We start from the raw sequence: 19,906 nt of genomic DNA, 5'->3' as shown, positions 1-19,906 counted from the left end.
TCTGGCAAGGCTGGGACGGAAGTCACTGTCGTTCTCAAAATCGGTGGAGCTGCATGACAAGGTCATCGGGCATTATCTGAACATAAAACACTATCAGTAAGTTGGAGTCATTACCCGCCCCCTTAGAGCTTCTCCTACTTTTATTTTCAGGATGAAAAGCCTCCCATGAAAAAAAGAATTCTTCTTATTCTGGCTTACACCATTTTTATCGCCGTCATTTCATCGTTGATTACGACTGCCTGGTTCCATTATTTCGTATTCAATAACGCCGATAATAGCGGACAGCAAGCATTGGTCTCGCTGTCAGCTGATAAAGTAGCGAAAAGCCCAATCGCTGACGGAGAGGATATTATTGAAATTTTTTCATATGGTTGCCATTTCTGTGCGGTAAATGAAAAAAATGTGTCTGAGTTGGAAAAACGCCTGCCCGCAGGTAAGAAACTGGTACGTCTTCATTTCAATCTCGATAAGCAAGGTGGGCTAGCGCGCTTTGCGCCGGTGTTCGCCACCCTACAGGTGATGGGGCTCGAAGAAGCGCACCGTGAAAGCGCCTATCAGGCGGTGATCAAGGATAAGGTTGATTTAGGCGATCCAGCGCAACGCACTGCATGGCTGGAAAAGAATAATATTAACGTGGATAAATATAATACTGTCAGCCAGTCCGCTGAAGTAAAAGCGCGTATGGATTATATGGTTCGCGTTACTCAGCATTATAATATCAATGCAACGCCGTCATTTATTGTTAATAAAAAATGGGTCGCGCTTCAGGAAGGTGATTTCTCATCTTTCGCGAACAAATTAATCACGCTATTAGAAACCAATCGCGCGGCGGAGTAATAATGAAATTTTTTGCCCTGTGGTGTGCGCTGGTGTGGAAAAACCTCGCCGTCAAATATCAGCTGGCATTATATAAGCTCGTGCTGATCAGCTACAGGGCACATTGCTTATTATTCCGGCGCATGCACTATCGCGTCATCTTCGCTTTCTCGCATGTAAGCCGCTTCCTGGGGCTGACGCGGCGAGATGTAAAATTGCGGGCCGTTGTCGCGCAATCTAACCGTCAGTGCCTGCTTCATGATAACAAGGCATTTGACTATATCTGGCTGACGCAGCGGCGTGAGCTACTGGTCCAGGCCGTCACTTACGGGCAAAATCGCTGGGCCTTGCAGGAGCTTGCAGCCTGTACGGCACAACTCAATGCTGTCGTCGAACCGTTGCAGCGCGCAGGCCAGTCGGTGATCCTCGCCCCATTACATATGGTCTCGGACATACTCAGCACCATGATCGGCGGTACGGTGTACCCTGGCAAGGCGACGGTGATTACGTCACGCAGTGCCGATGTCTATTCCGCAGCCGAACGGCAAATGGGTGGCCTGGATCTTACGTATTGTTCTATACACGAGGATAATAAAAACATTGCGGGAACGCTGATGACCTCGGTAATGGATGCTGCGAGTAACCAGCGGAATATTATTTTATTCCCCGATATTACGCCTGACTTTACGCAATTTGCCAGTAAAGACAAAGCCGGGAAATTAAAATGCCGGTTGTTCGACCGCCCGGCTACGTTACACAGCGGCATTATCCGGCTGGCAAGAATGATGTCAGCGAAAGTGGTTTTTTATCATCTTTATTACGATAACGGATTGAAAATTCGCATTCATGATCCGGTTCCGGCAAAAAAATTGAAAGATGAAATGCCGGGAATTATTGAACAGAGTATTCGCGAGTATTCCACCGACTGGATGCTATGGCATTCACACTCTTTATTCTTCATTAATGGTTGAAAGTGAATAAGTTTACAGCGCGGCGCTAGTGATATTACAGATGAGAACAGGACGTTCAAAGGTGTCAATTATGGAACATATCATTCCCGAAATGGTTTATCAGGCAGAAACAAACGAATGCGCGCTGGCCTGTGTTTCCATGCTGGCGGAAACACAGGGCGTCGATGCGCCTCTTGATGAGTTACGCGAGCGCTTTCCGGCGTCTGCCCACGGCACCGCGCTCTCAACTATGTGCGATATCCTGACCGAACTGGCGATCCCCGTTTATCCGGTCGCCTTCGATTTGAATGAACTCGCAGAACTCCCGTTACCTGCCATTTTGCATTACGGTGCGAGCCACTATGTGCTGCTGGCCTACCGCCAGGGAAGTTATGTTTGCGTGATGAATCCGGCGATTGGCGAGCAGCTTTTACCCATCGCCGCGCTGAAATCTGAAATCAGCGGTTATGCCCTGGTTCTTGACCAGGAAGCGGAAAGTGCCGCACCGTCGGTAGAAAAACACAAACGCACGCGACGCTTTCGTGCTCTGGAGTGCATGAGTTTAAAACAGACTGCGGCGATCCCCGGCATTTATCGACTGATGCTGCTGGCGTTTTTGATTTCACTGACCTTGTTTATCATGCCGGTAATGGTCAGCTCTGCTATTAACAACGTTTTCTCCTCTGGCGGTAGAACTGAATTTCCATATTTCTATTACCTGCTGGCCTTTGTCGTCTCAACTCTGCTGGCTTTCTTTGTGCGCAGCGTGACCGAGCGGTTTATCAAACGCTTTGTGGTGATGCAGAGCGTCAGCGGTTTTGCCCATCTTCTGACGAACTCACTCGCCTTCTTCGAAAAACGCAGCCCAGGGGAAATCTTCAGCCGCTTCTCCAACTGGCAAATGGCGGCAGCCCAAAAAATCGAGCTGGATAACGGCCTGCGAATAGACTGGGTGGTGGGAGTCATTGCGCTGGGGGTCATGTGCTACATCAGCCCACTGTTGGCCGCCATTTCTGCCGCTGGCGTAACGCTGATGGGGCTGGTCAGCGTTTGGGCTATTTTCCGGGACCGCTATTTTACGCAACAGATGCAGGTGAAGAGCGCGGAGCAAAGCGATTTTCTGCTGGAGACCATTCAGGGATTTGCGACGCTGAAATCGGCTGGCTTGACCAGCCAGCGTCAGGCTGCATTCGCGAATTATGTTATCTCCCTGTTTGACTGTCGGCAGAAACAGAAAATATATGAGCAGGTAAAGGGCAGCCTGTATCAGCTGATTGGCAGTCTTGAGATGGTCTTTTTTATGCTGCTGGCGTTGCCGCTGCTGAAAAATAACAGCATCTCGCTGGGTGAGTTTTTTGCCTATAGCTTTGTGCGCCAGATTTTTACCGCCTATATCACCCAGATTTTCTTCTCTGTTCTGCGCAAAAACCAACTGCACGTGATCGATACCCGTGCCGCCGATCTGTTCCCAAAGGTGAAAGAAGAGCGTCACGACGCACTACTGCCGCTGGTGGCGTTTAATCATCAGCTTCACTATCGTGAGCTGCAGTATGCGTACGATCCGGGCAAACCGGTGCTCGATAATGTGTCGATAGTGCTGCGTCGGGGTGAATCACTGGCGATTATCGGCGAGTCTGGCGCGGGAAAAAGTACGTTGCTCAAAGTCATTACCGGGCTTATTGAACCTCAGTCCGGGGAGATCCTCGCCGACGGGCAGCCGGTAAACAGTCGTCAGGCGCAGAAACTGTTCTTCCTGCAAAGCCAGGAAGATATCCTTTTCAATACCAGCGTATTGCAGAACATCACGCTGTTTGATCGCGAGTACGATGCCAAAAAACAGGCGCGCATCAATAAATCCCTGCACGGGCTGAACCTGACCGACGTGATTGATCGTCTCCCGGGAAAACAGAACGCCCTTATTCGCGAGAGCCATCCTGCACTGTCGCTTGGGCAACGTCAGCGTCTGATGCTGGCCCGTGCAATGTACAGCGATCGGCCGGTGATGGTGCTGGATGAGCCGACCGCCAATCTTGACGAACAGACCGCTCACCAGGTGATGCAAACCCTTATCGATCATTGCCGTGAATATGAAAAAACGCTGATCGTCGTAACGCACAGTGAAACGACGCTACACCTGTTCGACCGCCTCTGTGCAATGAGAAAAGGCCATATAGAAGCGGTGGGAAACACCTCTGTGTCCACCATTCTCCCTGAAGGAGAGCTGGTGTGAAAGTTGCGATCAAACGACTACTCGCTATGGCGAGCAGAAACCGCAAGACCTTTTATGCCCTGGGCGTGTTGGCCGTGGCGCTGGTGATTGTCGGTGTGCTGGCTGTGCAACGTATGTGGTCCGGGACCGAGGTGCCGATCGCTACGCAGGTAATTGAACGCGGTGATATTCAGAAGACCGTCCTGGCGACTGGCATCCTCAAACCTTCTGTACAGGTGAATGTCGGTGCGCAGGTCAATGGTCAGTTAAAAAAACTGCACGTTCGTGCCGGCGATCGCGTCACTAAAGGTCAACTGCTGGCTGAAATTGACCCGGCGTTGCAACAAAGCGAGCTGCGTAAATCTGAGGCGGCGCTGGATATTGCCATCGCCCAGAAAGAGGCCGCCCAGGTCACGCTCAAACAGTATGATCTTGAGCTTAAGCGCCAGTTGCGGATGGATCGCGACGGATCCGGCACGAAGAGCAATCTCGAGGAGGCGCAGGCCAGGTTCGATACGCAGAAGGCGCAGTTGTTAGTCAATGAAGCGCAGATCGTACAGGCGTGGATGGCGCTGGAAACGGCAAAAGCCAATCTGGGCTATACGCAAATTATGGCGCCGGTGGACGGACAGGTGTTGGGTATCGTTACCCGGGAAGGACAGACCGTTGTCTCCTCGCAGACCGCGCCGACCATTCTGGTGCTGGCTGACGTTGATACCATGACGGTACACACGCGTATTTCAGAAACAGACATTCTGAAAGTCCGTCCCGGCCAGCCGCTGTGGTTTTCCGTTGTGGCCGATCCTAAGCGTCGATACCAAAGTGTGATGGGCACGCTTCAGGATGCGCCGAGTGACGCTTTACAGGATGACAGTGCCCGTCCCCAGGGGCAACAAGCCTCCGCCGTCTATTACGATGGCGTATTCAGCGTACCGAACCCCGACCATCTGCTACGTACCTCCATGACGGCACAGGTGTTCATCATCACCGATCAGGTTAAAAATGTGCTGCGCCTGCCGCTGATGGCACTGGGTCAGCCGCAGGGGAAAGATCGCTATCAGGTGCAGGTAATGAAGGGCGATAAGCTCGAACTGCGGCAGGTGCGAGTGGGCATCAACGACCGTCAGTTCGTTGAGGTGAAAGAGGGGCTGAGCGAAGGCGAGCGCGTTGTAATTGTGCAAAATGAGACCGGAGCTGCGCATGGCTAACGCGCCGGTTATCGAACTTTCACATATCTCCCGCCATTTTGGCTCGGGCAGCGCTGCGGTAACTGTGCTGAAGGATATCTCCCTGCGCGTTGAGGCGGGGGAGATGGTCGCCATTATCGGTGCATCGGGTTCCGGGAAATCCACGCTGATGAATATCATTGGCTGTCTGGATAAACCGTCGGAAGGCGAAATGCGCATTATGGATATCCCTGCGCAGGTGGCCAGCAGCGAACAACTCGCAGAGCTGCGCAGCCAGTATCTGGGCTTTATCTTTCAGCGCTATCACCTGATGCCCTATCTGACGGCCATCGAAAACGTCACCATTCCGGCACTGTATACTGATATGCCTGCCCCTGAACGTCGGACACGGGCTGAGTATCTGTTGACTCGCCTGGGACTTAGTGAACGCATGAATTACCGGCCTGCACAGCTCTCCGGCGGACAGCAGCAACGCGTCAGTATCGCCCGAGCCCTGATGAACGGCGCGCCGGTGATTCTGGCGGATGAGCCCACGGGGGCGCTCGACAGTACCAGTGGCCAGGAGCTGATGGCCATTTTGCATGGGCTTCATCAGGCCGGGCATACGCTTATTATCGTCACCCATGACCGGCGTATCGCCGAACAGTGCCAGCGCATTGTCGAAATCCACGACGGACAGATTGTGGCTGACCGGGTCAATCCGGTTATGCCGAAGGTGACATCCCATGACCTTCCGGCCATAGCCGCCACCGGGCGAACGCCTGTCTGGCAGAGCATCAAGGAAGCGGTGCGCATGGCATGGCGCTCCCTGCTTGGGCATCGGATCCGCGCTTTTCTTTCCATGCTGGGCATCATTATCGGCATCTCTTCTGTTGTCTCTTCTATGGCGGTCGGTGAGGGCGCGCGGCAAAGCATTCTCAGTCAGATAAGCCAGTTAGGTAGCAGCTCGATCGAAATTCGCCCCGGTCTCGGCTGGGACAAACTGCGGCCCGATTTTGAACGGGCATTGACGCTGGACGATGTGGATTTGCTCGGCAAACAGCCATACATCGACAGCCTGTCGCCGATAGTGAATAAAACCGCTATGGCGGTCCGGGGCGGTAAGCAAGTTGTTGTTTCGTTGTCGGGCGTCAGTAACGGTTTCTTTCGTGTGCAGGGTCTGAACTTTGTTAATGGGAACCGTTTCACGGCACGCGATCTGGATGAACGTGAGCCGGTGGTCATCATCGATCCGAACGTGCGCAGCACGCTATTCCCTGGCGGGCAGGATCCGCTGGGCGAAATTATTCAACTTTCCGGCGTGCCTTACCGGGTGATCGGCGTAGCGGAGAAAAAAGGGCCGAAATATTTCGGCGAGCAACTCGGCGCATGGATCCCCTATACCTCGCTGCTGGAGCGGATGTCGGGTGATACGCCGTTGCAGTCCATTACCCTGCGTATCGCCGACGATTATCCACTCGATGCTGCTCAGCGAGATGTCGAGCAACTGCTGGATTCGGTGCACGGCAGGCGGGATTTCTTCACTATGACCAACGATCAGATGACGAAGACGATTCGTAAAACGTCGGAGTCGATGACCCTGCTGATCACCGCGATTGCCGGAATTTCTCTGCTGGTAGGTGGCGTCGGGGTGATGAACATTATGCTGGTGTCGGTAACGGAAAGGACCCATGAGATTGGCATTCGCCTCTCGGTCGGTGCCCGGCCTGCGGACATCATGCGTCAGTTCCTGATTGAGGCGATGGTGATTTGTTCCCTCGGCGGCCTGATTGGCATTATCGGCTCGGGTCTGGCGGGGCTGATTTTTTCTTTGGTTACGCAGGAATTCACCATGATTTTCACCTGGCCGCCCATCCTTTTGGCCTGTGGCTTCTCCGCGCTGATCGGGCTTGGCTTTGGCTTTTTCCCGGCGCGCAATGCGGCCCGCCTGCATCCCACGGAGGCGCTGGCCCGCGAATGAAACTGAACCCATTCATCATTGCCGCCATGACGCTGACGCTGTTTGGCTGTGGTCAGGCGCTGAAAAGCGACTATCAAAGACCCATGCTGTCAGTACCTGACGCCTGGCGTGTGAAGGATACTGGCGAGGGCGTAGCGAAATTTTCCCCGCACTGGTGGGATAATTTTGGCGATCCGCAGCTGTCACGCCTGATCGTTTCCATGTTGCAGAGCAATAACGATCTGGCGCTGGCAGGGATCAAGCTTCGCCAGGCGCGACTGGCGGCTGGGATATCGGATCTTAATCTGACGCCTGACGTCACCGCAGGCGGAATAGCCAGTAATACAAAGTCTCTGCACCACGACACTACGCCGACGGAAAGCTACAGCAACGCTCTTTCAGCGTCATACGAGCTGGATCTCTGGGGAAAACTGGCGCGTATCCGGGAGCAGTCCGACTGGCTGGCAAAAGCATCGGAGCAGGATTTACAGGCTACTGCGCTGTCGCTCATTGGCACAACGTCTCAGCTTTACTGGCAGATTGCCAGCCTGAATCAGCAGATCGGCAATGTCCGGCAGAGTCTGGAGATTGCCAGAGAAACTCTGCGCATGGTGACCTCCCGCTGGAAGGCGGGTGATCTGGGCCAGCTCGATTATTTGCAGGCGCAGCAGACGGTGTTGAGCCGAGAAATTAGTCTGCGTGATTTACTCCAGCAGCGCGATGAAAGCCGTAATGCGTTGGCGATTCTACTCAGCCGCCCGCCAGGACAGTACCCTGCCGAACGTCAGACGCTGGATCTCCATCAGCGTGTACCGGTGGCGCAGCGCCTGCCACTGGAAACCATCGCCAAAAGGCCGGACGTGCAGTCCGCCGAACTGAAACTGCGTGCCGCGCTGGCGGGTTTAGACGTTGCGCGATTGAGTTTTTATCCCTCGCTGTCGCTCAGTGCCTCGTTGAATGCCGGTGCTGCTGTGTTTCAGCAATGGTTCAGCAACCCGGCCCGAACGCTGGGATCAGCGGTCGATCTGCCTTTCATCCAGTGGAACAAAGTGCAACTGACCGTCGACCAGTCCGGTCTGGATGTCCAGAGTGCGGCGATTCAGTTTCGTCACGCCTCCTACAGTGCGCTGCAGGATATCGATAACGCCATGTCGCAGCGCCTGACCTGGCAGCAGGAAAAACAGCATTTATTGAACGACTTGGCGCTGAGCCAACAGCGGCTGGTGCTGGTGGAAAGCCAGTATCACCACGGTTCGGTGAGTTATCAGGCGTTACTTGATGCGCAGAATGCGCTGCTGGTCAGCGAAAACGCGCTGGTAACAAACCAGTACAACTACCTGTATTCCACGATGAAACTCTGGTTGGCGCTAGGGGGCGGGGAAGACAATACGATGAATAAACAAGGATAAGCCATGACAATGGACACTTTACAGACGATGGACGCGCCGCGTCGGGTAGTGGTTACGGGTTATGGGGCAGTAACACCGCTGGGGATGAATGCCGCTGAAAGCTGGGCAGCCATCATGGATTACAAACTCGGCTACCGTTATTGCGACAAATCTGCCGCCGGGATCAAATCCCGTTTTTATGGCCTGATCGATGAGGAGCCTTCACTCAAAGGCGTGCCTGCCGCCATCCGACGCCGCTTGCCACGTTATGCACGGCTTACGCTGGCCGCTGCGCGAGAGGCCATGCAGATGTCGTTTGGCGAGGAAAAGCCTGAGCACTATTACGATCTGCGCGATTGCGGCGCCATCATGGGCACCGGCTGGGCAGGTCAGGACGAAACCCAGGTTTATTACGAAGATTATATGCGTACCGGGGTGGGCTCCCCTTTTGGCTGCTTTTTCTCGATGCCCAGCTCGGCCACGGCGGCAGTCAGCCTGCTGTGGGGGCTCCGTGGCTATCAAAATACACCGATAGCAGCCTGCGCGACGGGGACCATCGCGATAGGCGATGCGTTTGAACTTATCCGACATGGTCGTGCAAACATGATGCTGGCGGGGGCCGGAGAATCGCTGCGTTCTGATTCAGCGGTATGGAATATTGACGTGCTTGGCGCGCTGGCCAGCGAGCAGGAAGAGATCACGCGCGCCTGTTGTCCGTTCAGCCTGCATCGTAATGGCTTTGTGCTAAGCGAAGGGGCGGCGGTGCTGTGTCTCGAAGAGCGTGAATCTGCTATTGCGCGTGGTGCGACTATTCTTGGCGAAATTCTCGGGTACGGTAATTTCTCCGATGCCAGTGATTTTACTGCGCCGGCCGAAGACAAAATTGCCCGGGTGCAAACTATCCGCCATGCCCTTAAGCAGGCTGGCGTGACCGCCCGGGATCTGGATTATATCAACGCCCATGGCACGTCTACGCCGCTCAACGACCTTAATGAAACCGAGGCGATGAAGATTGCACTGGGCGAGGCGGCTTACACTACGCCTTGCTCAAGTACGAAATCCTATACTGGCCATCTTATTGCTGCCGCTGGCAGCTTTGAATCGATCGTTTGTTTGCAGGCCCTTGAACATCAGGTGATGCCTGCGACCTGTCATCTCGCTACGCCCGATCCGGCATGCGATCTGGATTATGTACCTAATACCCATCGCCCGGCAGCGCTGAACACAACCCTCAACCTCAGCTTCGGGTTTGGCGGCGCGAACGCGGCGCTGGTGATCGGCAGGGGGAAATGATGTCGCTAAGCTACAGCCTGGAACATGCCGAACGCTGGGCGGCCTTTTCGGGTGACTATAATCCCATTCATTTTGACGTTGGCGAGGCGAAGCGTCTGGGGATGGACGGATTATGCGTACACGGCATGCGCGCGCTGCTGGATGTAAAATCCGCGCTCAGTGCTGCCGTGGAAAAACATGCATCGTCACTGGAAGGCCTGGTATTCAGCAGTCGTCTTCGCGAGCCGGTGATGTGTGAAATACCCTATGAGCTGCCTGTAAAAGAAGTGGTGCGTCGTGAGCAGATGCAGGTGAGCGGAAATTTGGTGAATTTTCAGACACAGAAGACCAGTATCAGTAGTAAAATCACTGGCGCTAACTCATTGACGTTATCACCTGCCGCTCAGGTGAATACGCTTGAAGGGGAAGAGCTGGCGGTGCTGTATACCCAGTTTCTGACTCATGTCGGGCATGTTGCTCCGCTGTGGATTTTCCTTGATGCGATATTGTTCCGCCAGTTAGTCAATGCACCGGCAACGCTCGAGACGGTGCATAGCATTATCCCTGAGCATAAGGCCAATAGCCTGCGCGATGTTTTCAGCCTGGTGCAGGTTGTTCAGACGCACCATGACACGCATTTTTCACCCCGGTTGTTACGGCAAAATGAGAGTGGTCAGCGTTTTGACGCTATCGATTATGCGATCCTGCCGACGCTGGTAATGGGCAATAAACATGCTGGACTGGTTTTAGTGGCGGGCATTCAGGCGTGGCGTGTCAATGAGCCGTTGATGTCTGTCACGGTAACATTGAAAACCGGATCGCTGGCTGGCTGACAGGTGATTGCTGATAAAAAAGAGCAATTAACCCTAAATAACATTCAACAGTCTGAATTAAAGGAATAAATCATGACACCTTTTGATGAAGTTTATAGCAAAGTTTGTGAGATGTTGTGCGATGCAAAAGACATGGAAATGGAAGATCTGGATCCGGACATGCCTCTGTATCAGCTAAAGCTCGATAGCCTGGATTATGTGGAACTTATGGTGCTGGCAAAGAAAGAATTTGGCGTCACCATTGAAGCCGAACTGTTCACAAATAATGTTAACATTACGCTTCGCGAGCTGTGTCAGTATCTCAGCGAAAAAAGTCTTTAACTATGCAGAGGAAATGGATATTAGTCACCGGCGGAAGCCGTGGGATCGGACGTGCTACGGTGCTGCGTCTGGCGAAAGAATATAATGTGATATTTACCTGGAATCAGGGTGAAAGCGCGGCTCGGGAGGTTGAACAGGCCTGCGCAGCGCTGCCGGGTAAGGTTGAAAGCTATCAATGTGACGGAAGTGATGAGCAGGCTGTGGCGCGTGTCGCCACTGATTTACTGACGCGTTACGGTGCGCCCCACGGCGTAGTGCACAATGCCGGTATCACGCTTGATGAATTGCACATTCACCAAAACCCGGATAACTGGCGTAAGGTGATGGATACGAACTTAAATGCTGTCTTCTATTTTAACCAGCATCTGCTTAAGCCGATGTTGATAGAAGGTGGCGGTTCTATAGTCATGATGTCGTCAGTTACCGGCGTGAAGGGCAATAGTGGGCAAAGTGCCTATGCAGCGAGTAAAGCGGCAATGATTGGCCTTGCACGGACGCTATCAGTGGAGTTAGGGCGTTTTAACGTCAGGGTCAATTGTTTGTTACCCGGCTATATCGACACCGATATTCTGGCCAATATCCCCAAAGAAAAACTGACTGCGCTGCACAAAACCATTCCGATGAAACGCTTCGGTACAGTAAACGAAGTCGCTGGGGCGGTGGCATGGCTAGTGAGCGACGATAGCACTTATATGACCGGGCAAACCCTTATTCTGGATGGCGGCCTTTCCGCCTGATCAGAATGACAACATTCGATTCACTTCAAACAGGACGCAAGGCGTCCTGTTTTTTTATTCACGTAAAAGGCAGTCTCCTGTCAGGTTTATTTTACTGATCAATAAGTCTGAAATCGTATAAATTTGAGATATTTCTCACTATTCCAAAAAATAGCGTCTTTTTCATCACAAAAAGCACGCCAAAAATCTAAGAAATAACCTATGGTGCCGACAACTGACAGCAGGATAAAATCATAGTGTAAACGCATAGTTCCAGCCGGAGAAAACAACAGCTATTCTTTTAAAGTATGATTTAAGTGTGGCTGTATCTTATCAAATGTCGTTTTCTATACATAAAAAATATAAATTATTAGCTCGCCATTTAAATAAATTATCTTTCCCCGTATCGATTAGCGAACTCAATTACTTCAGAGAAACTTATTTGAGGCCGTCAGGATGACAGTGAATGTAGCGCCTCAAATGTTAAGGCGCAGGTCTGCTTTAGTAAAGGTTGCTCGGGGAAGCGATACGTGATTCATCAAAAATCAGTCAGGGTGCCGCACTGTTCAGGATGCAGATTTGTTGTGTCCTACGCGTAATACTGGAAGTTTTAAATAAATGTTGTGAATCTGGTGTGAAAAAATCTTTAAAAGAGATGGTGTTAAACTAAGGTGACTTTTTTGGCTCTTAAAACTAATATATCGCTATGCCGCAGCGTAAAATATCGTGGAATGAGCAGTAATAAATTTTAGCGCGATTCATTTTTCTGTTGTTTATTTCCCGTCATTATAAGAAGTTTCGTGAATACAAGAAAAAACCGATCCCGATAATTAGGATAAAAACAACGGTTTATAGCGTAAAGTACTGAAATAGAAAGTTAAACATAAATAAAAGCCGAGTAAGGGAATCAGTATTGACATGAAATTACCATCTCATTAAATTGTGCTCCAATTTAGTTCGACATGAATCGTTGGGATTTAGGGGGAACCCATCCAACGTTTTATTTACTGCGGTGGAGACTTCAGGAACTAAATAAAGGAAATGACATAGCGTTGTCGTGTAACATATTTAATAGGGACAAATTAATGAAAAAAAATCTTCTGGCAGTTGCTCTGATGGCTACCTCCGTTTTCGCTACTTCAGCAATCGCTGCTGATGGTGCAGTTAACTTCACCGGTACTATTACCGATGCAGCTTGTACTGTTGATGCGGATTCTCTGAATCAGTCAGTGATTCTGGGTAACATTAGCCGCAATGCATTCAAAGCTGCTGGCGATATCTCTGGTACTAAAGGATTCCAGCTGGTACTGAAAAATTGCCCGGATACTGTAAAAGGTGCAGTTGTTCGTTTCGACGGTGAGCAGGCAGTGGGTGACAACGGCATTCTGGCGCTGACCGCAGGTGAAAAGACCGCTAAAGAAGTCGGTATTCAGATTACTGACGCTCAGAATAAAGTCGTTCCACTGTACACCGACTCATCTGTTTACAGCCTGACCAGCACTGGTCCTAACACCCTGAACTTCCGCGCAGGTTATATCGCCCTGTCTGATAAAGTCACTGTGGGTGAAGCAAACGCTGTTGCTCAGTTCACTATCGTATATCAGTAATTTTCACTGATCTAAATCAGACTGGAGGCAAGGTATGCCTCTGGTCTTTTTGAACATTCGAGACAGGCAGGGATAGCATGAATAGATGGCGCGCTACAGGGGGGGCTGCATTATTAATGACCTTAGTCACGACGGCGCAGGCGGGCGTGGTGGTAGGAGGTACACGGGTAATTTATGACGGCGCAAAAAAAGAAAGTTCCATTAATGTCAGTAACCCTGACAACAATGTCTATCTCATTCAGTCATGGGTAGATGGCGCAGGAAAAACTGATAAAGCACCGTTTATTGTTACTCCTCCTTTATTCCGACTGGACAGCAATCAGCAAAACATTTTGCGTATCGTGCGTGCGGGCGGAAATCTGCCACAGAATAAAGAGTCGATGTTCTGGCTCAATATTAAATCGATCCCTTCTGCTAATAAATCGCAAGAAAATACGCTGCAGATTGCAGTAAAAACGCGTATTAAGCTCATTTTTCGTCCCGCTGGCGTTAATAATTCCCTTGAAGAGTCCGCCAAAAGCCTGACCTGGAAACGAATGGGTAATCAGTTGAAGGTCACTAACCCATCCCCAAATTATATTAATTTTTTCAAAGTTAATATCAATGGGATTGAAGTAAAAAACGCCACTATGGTTGCGCCGCAATCAGAGGCCAGCTTCGATTTGCCGGGCAACGTTTCAGGAAATTCGCTGAACTGGCAGTTTATTAACGATTATGGCGGCACTAGCAAAATTCTCACTGTTGGTATTTGAACTCAATCACCAGAGTGTCGCTGCGTTGATTGAGCATGGAAGTGAAGAACGTTAGTCATCAATTTCATTATCAAATGACTGCGTTTGTATATGGGAAAATAATATGAATAAAATTACGAAGAGCCATACTTCGAACCATTTTTCACGTACTCGTCTTGCCTGCTTGTTAACATTTTTAATGGGCGGGGCTGCCCTTACGCACGCAGCGGAATATTTTAATCCTGCGTTACTCGAAATCGATAATCCTGGCCAGGGAAAAGCGGATTTATCAATTTTCGAAGATGGCGACTTACAGGCACCAGGCACCTATCGTGTTGATATCTATCTTAACGGATCAGAAGTAGTTACCCGTGACATTAAATTTACCCTTGTTGTTGACGCTGCCGGTAATCAGAGCCTTTATCCCTGTTTGAGTGGAGAGCTATTGCAGGAAATAGGCGTGAAAATTGGTATGTTCCCCGGTATTAAGGTCACAGATGAATGCGCCAACTTTACCGGTGCGATAGCGCAATCTTCGGCAAAATTTCGATTCGATCAACAACGCCTTGAATTGAGCATACCGCAGATAGCGCTTAATGCCGAGGCTCGTGGTTACGTTTCTCCGGATAAGTGGGATCAGGGCATTCCAGCATTACTCGTAAATTATAGCTTCAGCGGCGCAAATACCGAGGCGCGGAATGGCGACAGTAGAAACTCAGATAACTATTACCTGAACTTGCGTTCTGGAGCGAATCTGGGGGCCTGGCGTCTACGTAACTATTCGACCTGGAACCGCGACAGTGATGGAAACGAGCGCTGGGAATCTATCAGCACTTATCTGCAACGCGACATTCATATTCTTAGAAGCCAGCTCACCCTGGGCGACAGTACCTCACCCAGTGAAATCTTCGATTCCGTGCCGTTTCGCGGTATACAGTTGGCTTCCGATGAAGACATGCTGCCGGACAGCCTGAAAGGCTATTCGCCGGTGGTACGCGGTATTGCAAGCAGCAATGCGCAGGTAACGATTTACCAGAATGGTTACGTCATTTACCAGAGCTATGTACCAGCTGGCCCGTTCGCCATCACTGACCTCTATCCGACGGCGGGCAGTGGCGATCTGAACGTGATCATTAAAGAAGCTGACGGTACCGAGCGAACAATGATTGTACCTTTTGCTTCCGTACCTGTGCTCCAGCGTGAAGGCCGTCTGAAGTATAGCGTCACCAGTGGTCAGTACCGCTCATATAACGACGACGTTGATAAGACGTTATTCTCGCAGCTCACTGCCATGTACGGATTACCGTTCGGCGCGACGCTGTATGGCGGCATGCAGGCGGCGAGCAAATATCAGTCGCTGGCTGTGGGGATCGGGCAAAACCTGGGCCGCTTCGGGGCGCTTTCTGCTGACGTTATGCAGGCATGGACCAAACTGGAACACGCAGAGAAAGACAGCGGCCAGTCGTACCGTCTGCGCTACGGTAAAAGTTTCGCTGAAACCGGCACCAACTTCAGCCTTGCCAGCTACCGCTATTCCACCGCGGGTTTTTACACGCTACAGGAGGCGCTGGATAGCTACACCGGAAATAATGGTCAGTTTAACGATCATAAGAAAAGCCGTGCCGAGCTGGTTTTGAGTCAAAACCTGGGGGACAAGGCCGGTGCGTTCTCTCTTAATCTGGTAAGAGAAGATTACTGGAATAACAACCGTTCTACCGAATCGGTTGGTGTTGGGTATAACAACTCCTGGAAAGGGATCTCCTACGGGATCAACTACACCTATAGCCGCAATGGTCAGGATCAGCACAAAAAGCGGACGTACTATACCGATCAGATCGTGGCCGTGAACGTCAGTGTTCCATTGAGTCAGTGGCTACCGAACAGCTACGCAACCTACAACCTTAACAGCAGCAAAAATGGTACTACCTCAAATAACGTTGGTCTCAACGGTACGGCGCTTGCTGATAACAACCTGAGTTACAGCCTCTCCCAGGGTTATACCTCTCAGGGAGAAGGGGCGAACGGCTACGCCAGCGCGGATTACAGAGGTGGATACGGGGAAATTAACGCGGGTTATGGTTACGATAAAAGCCAGCGCCGTCTGGATTATGGCTTGCAAGGCGGCATTGTCTTGCATGAAAACGGCTTAACGCTTTCACAGCCGCTCAATGAAACCGTGGTGCTGGTAAAAGCGCCGGGCGCGGACGGTGTAACCATCTCGAACAACACTGGTGTGACAACCGACTGGCGCGGCTATGCGGTGGTGCCTTACGCCACGGCATACCGACGTAACCAGATTTATCTTGATACCTTAACCTTGCCTGAAGATGTGGATATGACGCTGACCAGTGCGTCAGTCATTCCTACCCGCGGTGCCGTCGTGCGCGCAGACTTTAACCCGAGTGTCGGACAACGTGTGCTAATGACGCTGCTCCGTGCCAATGGCGAACCGGTGCCTTTCGGTGCAACGGTGAGCAAGGTGGATGGCACAAAAGACGATGGCAGCATTGTCGGCGATGGCGGTCAGGTTTATCTGTCGGGTATGGCCGATGCCGGAACGCTTATGGCGAAATGGGGTAACGCAGAGGCGCAGACCTGTCGGGTGAGTTATACGTTACCTTCGCAATCGGCCACGGCGGGGATTCAAATTATTAATGGAGACTGCCGGTAAGGCGGGATATGGACATGACCGAACTCACGATGACATTTGTCACAGATAAGACTTCACGCCACATTCCATGGCGTCGTATCGCCGGTAAAAAAAGCAGCGCATTATTCGGCCTGGCATTGGCGGGTTGGATGCTGAGCACCTCCGTACAGGCGGCCGCATGCAGATCAGACAGCGGGACGCAACGCTATGACTTTCTGATGGATTACACGTTAAAAGATCCTTCCGAGAACGTGGCCGGAAGGACGATTAACGGTGCCTATCAATGGAACCTTGGCAGCATCTACTACGTGAGCTGTGACTGTACCGGAGAATACGGGCCTGCCTGGATTACCGCAAAAGTACCTGATAGAGAGCTGGTACATACTGACGGTGAGCTGAAATTTTACGCCATTAATGACTATCTGGCCGTGGCCAGCGAGGTATGGATCGCAGGACATAGGGAGAAAAATTTCCCGACGCCTTTCGGACCCAAGAGCAATGAAAACACAAAGGTCCGGTGCAAGACTTTTCTCTATGGTACCGGCTCGAAAGGTAATATTTCCCTCTATTTCCGGCGGCCCTTTGTGGGTGAGCAAATCATTCCGGTAACTAAGGTTACCGATGTTTATATCGCTACTGATAACACGACTCAGTCCAGCGAGCCGGTGTCAACGGTTTGGATGAGCGGAAAAGTTACAGTACCGCAATCATGCGTGATTAATGGCGGGGGCACTATTAAAGTGCCTTTCGGCGATATTATGGCTGGCGATATTACGACGAAAGGCGAAATGGCTAAAAATTTCACGCCATACAACCTCAAGTTGAATGTGAAATGCTCCAATATTTCCGAAGGGGTGAAGGTCAGCCTCTCTTTCTCTGGAACGCCGGATATGAATGATCCGACTGCCTTATCGACAACCAATAAAGATGTGGGTGTCAGAATTAACGATCCAAAGGGAAATAACCTCGATCCGAATGGGGGGGAATTGCCGTTAAATATGGATTATACCAGCCAGATAGCAACATCGGCGATTAACTTATTTCCATTTAATACCACCGGTAAAATGCCTGAAACGGGTGACTTTACCGCAACAGCCACCATTCGTGCTGAAATACAATAATTCCGGACGCTACCGGTAAGGGAAAATAATGAAGGATTCAATTTTTTCAATACATCAAAAGAGAAAAGCCCCTGCGTTGCTGCTGTGTCTGGCTGCGGGCATGCTGTCCTATTCTGCAAATGCTGATACGGTACTGAATATCACCGGTACCATCAAGGCCTCGCCGTGCAAAATCGACGTGCCTGCAGGCGGGGTGAACGTGGATTTGGGGCAGAATATCATGGCGGGGGACCTGTCTGAGGCTAAATCGGCAACTGAATGGAAACCTATTGCCATTGCGGTGAGCGAATGCCCTTCCACCACGTCTAAAGTTACCATGGCGCTGAGCGGCACGGCGGATACGGACGAGCCTGATATGTACAAGAACAACGGAACAGCAGAACAAGTGCAAATCCAACTGCAAAATACAGCGTCAGGTCAGGCGCTGGGTAATGCCTCAACTCTGGTTCAGGACGTAGAATCTACCAGCAAAGGCACGACCTTCAATATGCAGGCGCGGGCGTACAGCTCTAAGGGTAACGCAACACCGGGGTCGATCCTTGGCGTAGTGCAGCTTACCTTTACTTATCAGTAACCAGCAATAACCGTGGCTTCAGGAAGAATCTGCGAGTAAATAAATACGTCTGACTCAGTAACGTTCCCGGCAGGGGGCGTTACTGAGAATACAAGGAAGGTAGATGAATAAAATCAATAATCCTGTACCTCATGTCCCATTAAGCCCTTCTCCCGCCGTCTCCGTGGGCGAGGGCGTGTTGATTATGGACGCCAGCCCGGTTACTGCTCTGGGCATTAAGCGCGTATTAACGGAGTCGTGCGGGATCGTCGAACCCATCGGTGCCGTACAAAACCTTGCCTCTATTCCCTCTGCTATTGCCAGTACATTGCCAGCGCTACTTATCATGGACATTTGCGGTGAAAATGAATTGATGCTTGATGGGCTGCGGTTGTTGGCACATCTGCACGAATCTCATCCGTCGATGAAGGTTATAATATGCACTGATTTTAGCGATCATCGTATTCTTGAGCTGCTAGTGTCATCGCATGCCAACGGCATCTTACTCAAACACGAGCCAGTGCTGGCATTAACACAGTGTGTTTCCGCCGTCATGTCAGGGGAGCGGCAGTGGGTAAGTCCTAAAGCGAAACGGTTGCTCTCTAAGAGTGGCCCGTCAAGCACTCCGCTGACCGCCCGCGAGCTGGATGTGCTTGCATATCTGTTTTCAGGCTTGAGTGTTTCCCGTATAGCGAAGACTCTCTATCGCAATGTCCGTACCGTGAGTACGCATAAGCGTAATGCGATGATAAAACTGGGCTATCACAATGACAGTGAACTTTATGCTCAATGTACGTGGATGGCAAAAACAGGCCCTGCCGCCCGTTTGTAAGATACCAAGGATGGGATTGCATAAAGATAAGTATCGGGGCGCAATTCCCAAACAGCATGGAACAGCAGCGCTATGAACTTAATCTCCCTCTGGCCTCAAACAGCCGCATTGATGGACAGCCACCCTCTGGCACTTTTTGGTCTGTCGACACTCATTCAATCCATTGCGCCAACATGTAATATTCTGATTAAAGAGACGAGTCTGAGTAAAATTTCAGAAGCATTGATGTATCAGTCGGTCGATATTCTCATTACCGACCTGCAAAGCGTAGAGGAAAGTCTGCAGGAAGGGGTGGATACTTTGTTACACCTGGGTTCGCAATTTCCCAACCTGAATATGGTTGTGTATACCTTTTGTCATGACAGTAAAGAATTATGGAAATTATTTAATCAGCAAAATATCAGCTTGATCGCACGTGGAGAGTCGATGGCAGACACTGAGAATTACTTCAAAAAAGCGTTTGCTCAGAGGCGGGTGTTAAGTCCAAAAATCTACACTGCTCTCTCTCATATCAATGATAAAAATGACAGAATGATATCCAGTCTGACGCGAAGTGAAATGGATGTATTAAAGCATTTACTCAATGGTATGGATTTACAACACATTGCGAAAATGAAGGCGCTAAGTATTAAAACCGTTAGCGCGCATAAATGTAATGCGATGCGAAAACTCGGCGTAGAAACTGACGCAGAATTATTTGTACTGCTAAATGATGTTTTCCATCAAAAATAGAACGCATATGATTCATCTTTCTGATGTCATATAAAAGCTGAAAAACTGG

The 19,906-nt window shown here is 50.7% G+C and carries 18 protein-coding genes; all 18 read left to right on the top strand.

Annotated features, from left to right (window positions below; translation table 11 throughout):
• Positions 1-100, top strand: a 100-nt coding sequence (locus FHC51_RS04370; protein ID WP_000641146.1) for an IS1 family transposase, incomplete at its 5' end; no start/stop codon positions are given.
• A 65-nt stretch (positions 101-165) separates the two neighbouring features.
• The gene (locus tag FHC51_RS04365; protein WP_220434970.1) at positions 166-837 is read left to right on the top strand and encodes a DsbA family protein; all 672 of its coding nucleotides are present in this window, start codon (positions 166-168) and stop codon (positions 835-837) included.
• Between the two features lie 2 nt (positions 838-839).
• Entirely contained in the window at positions 840-1,787 is a 948-nt protein-coding gene (locus tag FHC51_RS04360; protein WP_220434969.1) for an ABC transporter, read from the top strand.
• Between the two features lie 70 nt (positions 1,788-1,857).
• A complete protein-coding gene (locus FHC51_RS04355) occupies positions 1,858-3,996 on the top strand; it encodes a peptidase domain-containing ABC transporter (RefSeq protein ID WP_220434968.1) in 2,139 nt (712 codons plus the stop codon).
• Between the two features lie 26 nt (positions 3,997-4,022).
• A complete protein-coding gene (locus tag FHC51_RS04350; RefSeq protein WP_220436649.1) occupies positions 4,023-5,183 on the top strand; it encodes an efflux RND transporter periplasmic adaptor subunit in 1,161 nt (386 codons plus the stop codon).
• Positions 5,176-7,122 (top strand): ABC transporter permease, encoded by a 1,947-nt coding sequence (locus FHC51_RS04345; RefSeq protein ID WP_220434967.1) that lies wholly within the window; start codon positions 5,176-5,178, stop codon positions 7,120-7,122. The genes FHC51_RS04350 and FHC51_RS04345 overlap by 8 nt, the downstream gene beginning before the upstream one ends.
• Positions 7,119-8,510: an efflux transporter outer membrane subunit gene (locus FHC51_RS04340; protein WP_255584745.1), complete on the top strand. Its 1,392-nt coding sequence runs from the start codon at positions 7,119-7,121 to the stop codon at positions 8,508-8,510. The genes FHC51_RS04345 and FHC51_RS04340 overlap by 4 nt, the downstream gene beginning before the upstream one ends.
• 9 nt (positions 8,511-8,519) lie before the next feature.
• Positions 8,520-9,782 (top strand): beta-ketoacyl synthase, encoded by a 1,263-nt coding sequence (locus tag FHC51_RS04335; RefSeq protein WP_220436647.1) that lies wholly within the window; start codon positions 8,520-8,522, stop codon positions 9,780-9,782.
• Positions 9,782-10,594 (top strand): MaoC/PaaZ C-terminal domain-containing protein, encoded by an 813-nt coding sequence (locus tag FHC51_RS04330; RefSeq protein ID WP_220434966.1) that lies wholly within the window; start codon positions 9,782-9,784, stop codon positions 10,592-10,594. Before FHC51_RS04335 ends, FHC51_RS04330 begins: the two co-directional genes overlap by 1 nt.
• A 72-nt stretch (positions 10,595-10,666) precedes the next feature.
• On the top strand, positions 10,667-10,915 hold the full coding sequence (locus FHC51_RS04325; RefSeq protein WP_103824732.1) for an acyl carrier protein: 249 nt from the start codon (positions 10,667-10,669) through the stop codon (positions 10,913-10,915).
• A gap of 2 nt (positions 10,916-10,917) precedes the next feature.
• On the top strand, positions 10,918-11,652 hold the full coding sequence (locus FHC51_RS04320) for an SDR family NAD(P)-dependent oxidoreductase (RefSeq protein ID WP_220434965.1): 735 nt from the start codon (positions 10,918-10,920) through the stop codon (positions 11,650-11,652).
• Between the two features lie 1,064 nt (positions 11,653-12,716).
• Positions 12,717-13,238: a fimbrial protein gene (locus tag FHC51_RS04315; RefSeq protein ID WP_220434964.1), complete on the top strand. Its 522-nt coding sequence runs from the start codon at positions 12,717-12,719 to the stop codon at positions 13,236-13,238.
• Positions 13,239-13,315: 77 nt separating this feature from the next.
• The gene (locus FHC51_RS04310) at positions 13,316-13,990 is read left to right on the top strand and encodes a molecular chaperone (RefSeq protein WP_220434963.1); all 675 of its coding nucleotides are present in this window, start codon (positions 13,316-13,318) and stop codon (positions 13,988-13,990) included.
• Between the two features lie 103 nt (positions 13,991-14,093).
• Positions 14,094-16,640: a fimbria/pilus outer membrane usher protein gene (locus FHC51_RS04305; protein ID WP_220434962.1), complete on the top strand. Its 2,547-nt coding sequence runs from the start codon at positions 14,094-14,096 to the stop codon at positions 16,638-16,640.
• A 14-nt stretch (positions 16,641-16,654) separates the two neighbouring features.
• Entirely contained in the window at positions 16,655-17,740 is a 1,086-nt protein-coding gene (locus FHC51_RS04300; protein WP_220434961.1) for a fimbrial protein, read from the top strand.
• Between the two features lie 28 nt (positions 17,741-17,768).
• Positions 17,769-18,314, top strand: a complete 546-nt coding sequence (locus tag FHC51_RS04295; protein WP_114316470.1) for a fimbrial protein — start codon at positions 17,769-17,771, stop codon at positions 18,312-18,314.
• Between the two features lie 103 nt (positions 18,315-18,417).
• Positions 18,418-19,125, top strand: coding sequence for a response regulator transcription factor (locus FHC51_RS04290; protein WP_255584744.1), 708 nt, complete (start codon positions 18,418-18,420; stop codon positions 19,123-19,125).
• 72 nt (positions 19,126-19,197) lie between these two features.
• Positions 19,198-19,857, top strand: coding sequence for a LuxR C-terminal-related transcriptional regulator (locus tag FHC51_RS04285; RefSeq protein ID WP_220434960.1), 660 nt, complete (start codon positions 19,198-19,200; stop codon positions 19,855-19,857).
• Positions 19,858-19,906: the final 49 nt, after the last annotated feature.

This window comes from Leclercia sp. EC_58, from assembly GCF_019584355.1.
GTDB lineage: Bacteria > Pseudomonadota > Gammaproteobacteria > Enterobacterales > Enterobacteriaceae > Enterobacter.
Note: the sequence above shows the minus strand (reverse complement) of the source record. Positions and strands in the feature narration are given on the sequence as shown.

Coding starts and splice junctions, on each gene's coding strand:
- FHC51_RS04320 (WP_220434965.1), top strand. CDS start 10,918: ATGCAGAGGAAATGGATATTAGTCACCGGCGGAAGCCGTGGGATCGGA.
- FHC51_RS04355 (WP_220434968.1), top strand. CDS start 1,858: ATGGAACATATCATTCCCGAAATGGTTTATCAGGCAGAAACAAACGAA.
- FHC51_RS04325 (WP_103824732.1), top strand. CDS start 10,667: ATGACACCTTTTGATGAAGTTTATAGCAAAGTTTGTGAGATGTTGTGC.
- FHC51_RS04300 (WP_220434961.1), top strand. CDS start 16,655: ATGACCGAACTCACGATGACATTTGTCACAGATAAGACTTCACGCCAC.
- FHC51_RS04330 (WP_220434966.1), top strand. CDS start 9,782: ATGTCGCTAAGCTACAGCCTGGAACATGCCGAACGCTGGGCGGCCTTT.
- FHC51_RS04310 (WP_220434963.1), top strand. CDS start 13,316: ATGAATAGATGGCGCGCTACAGGGGGGGCTGCATTATTAATGACCTTA.
- FHC51_RS04315 (WP_220434964.1), top strand. CDS start 12,717: ATGAAAAAAAATCTTCTGGCAGTTGCTCTGATGGCTACCTCCGTTTTC.
- FHC51_RS04305 (WP_220434962.1), top strand. CDS start 14,094: ATGAATAAAATTACGAAGAGCCATACTTCGAACCATTTTTCACGTACT.
- FHC51_RS04340 (WP_255584745.1), top strand. CDS start 7,119: ATGAAACTGAACCCATTCATCATTGCCGCCATGACGCTGACGCTGTTT.
- FHC51_RS04360 (WP_220434969.1), top strand. CDS start 840: ATGAAATTTTTTGCCCTGTGGTGTGCGCTGGTGTGGAAAAACCTCGCC.
- FHC51_RS04350 (WP_220436649.1), top strand. CDS start 4,023: ATGGCGAGCAGAAACCGCAAGACCTTTTATGCCCTGGGCGTGTTGGCC.
- FHC51_RS04290 (WP_255584744.1), top strand. CDS start 18,418: ATGAATAAAATCAATAATCCTGTACCTCATGTCCCATTAAGCCCTTCT.
- FHC51_RS04285 (WP_220434960.1), top strand. CDS start 19,198: ATGAACTTAATCTCCCTCTGGCCTCAAACAGCCGCATTGATGGACAGC.
- FHC51_RS04365 (WP_220434970.1), top strand. CDS start 166: ATGAAAAAAAGAATTCTTCTTATTCTGGCTTACACCATTTTTATCGCC.
- FHC51_RS04345 (WP_220434967.1), top strand. CDS start 5,176: ATGGCTAACGCGCCGGTTATCGAACTTTCACATATCTCCCGCCATTTT.
- FHC51_RS04295 (WP_114316470.1), top strand. CDS start 17,769: ATGAAGGATTCAATTTTTTCAATACATCAAAAGAGAAAAGCCCCTGCG.
- FHC51_RS04335 (WP_220436647.1), top strand. CDS start 8,520: ATGGACACTTTACAGACGATGGACGCGCCGCGTCGGGTAGTGGTTACG.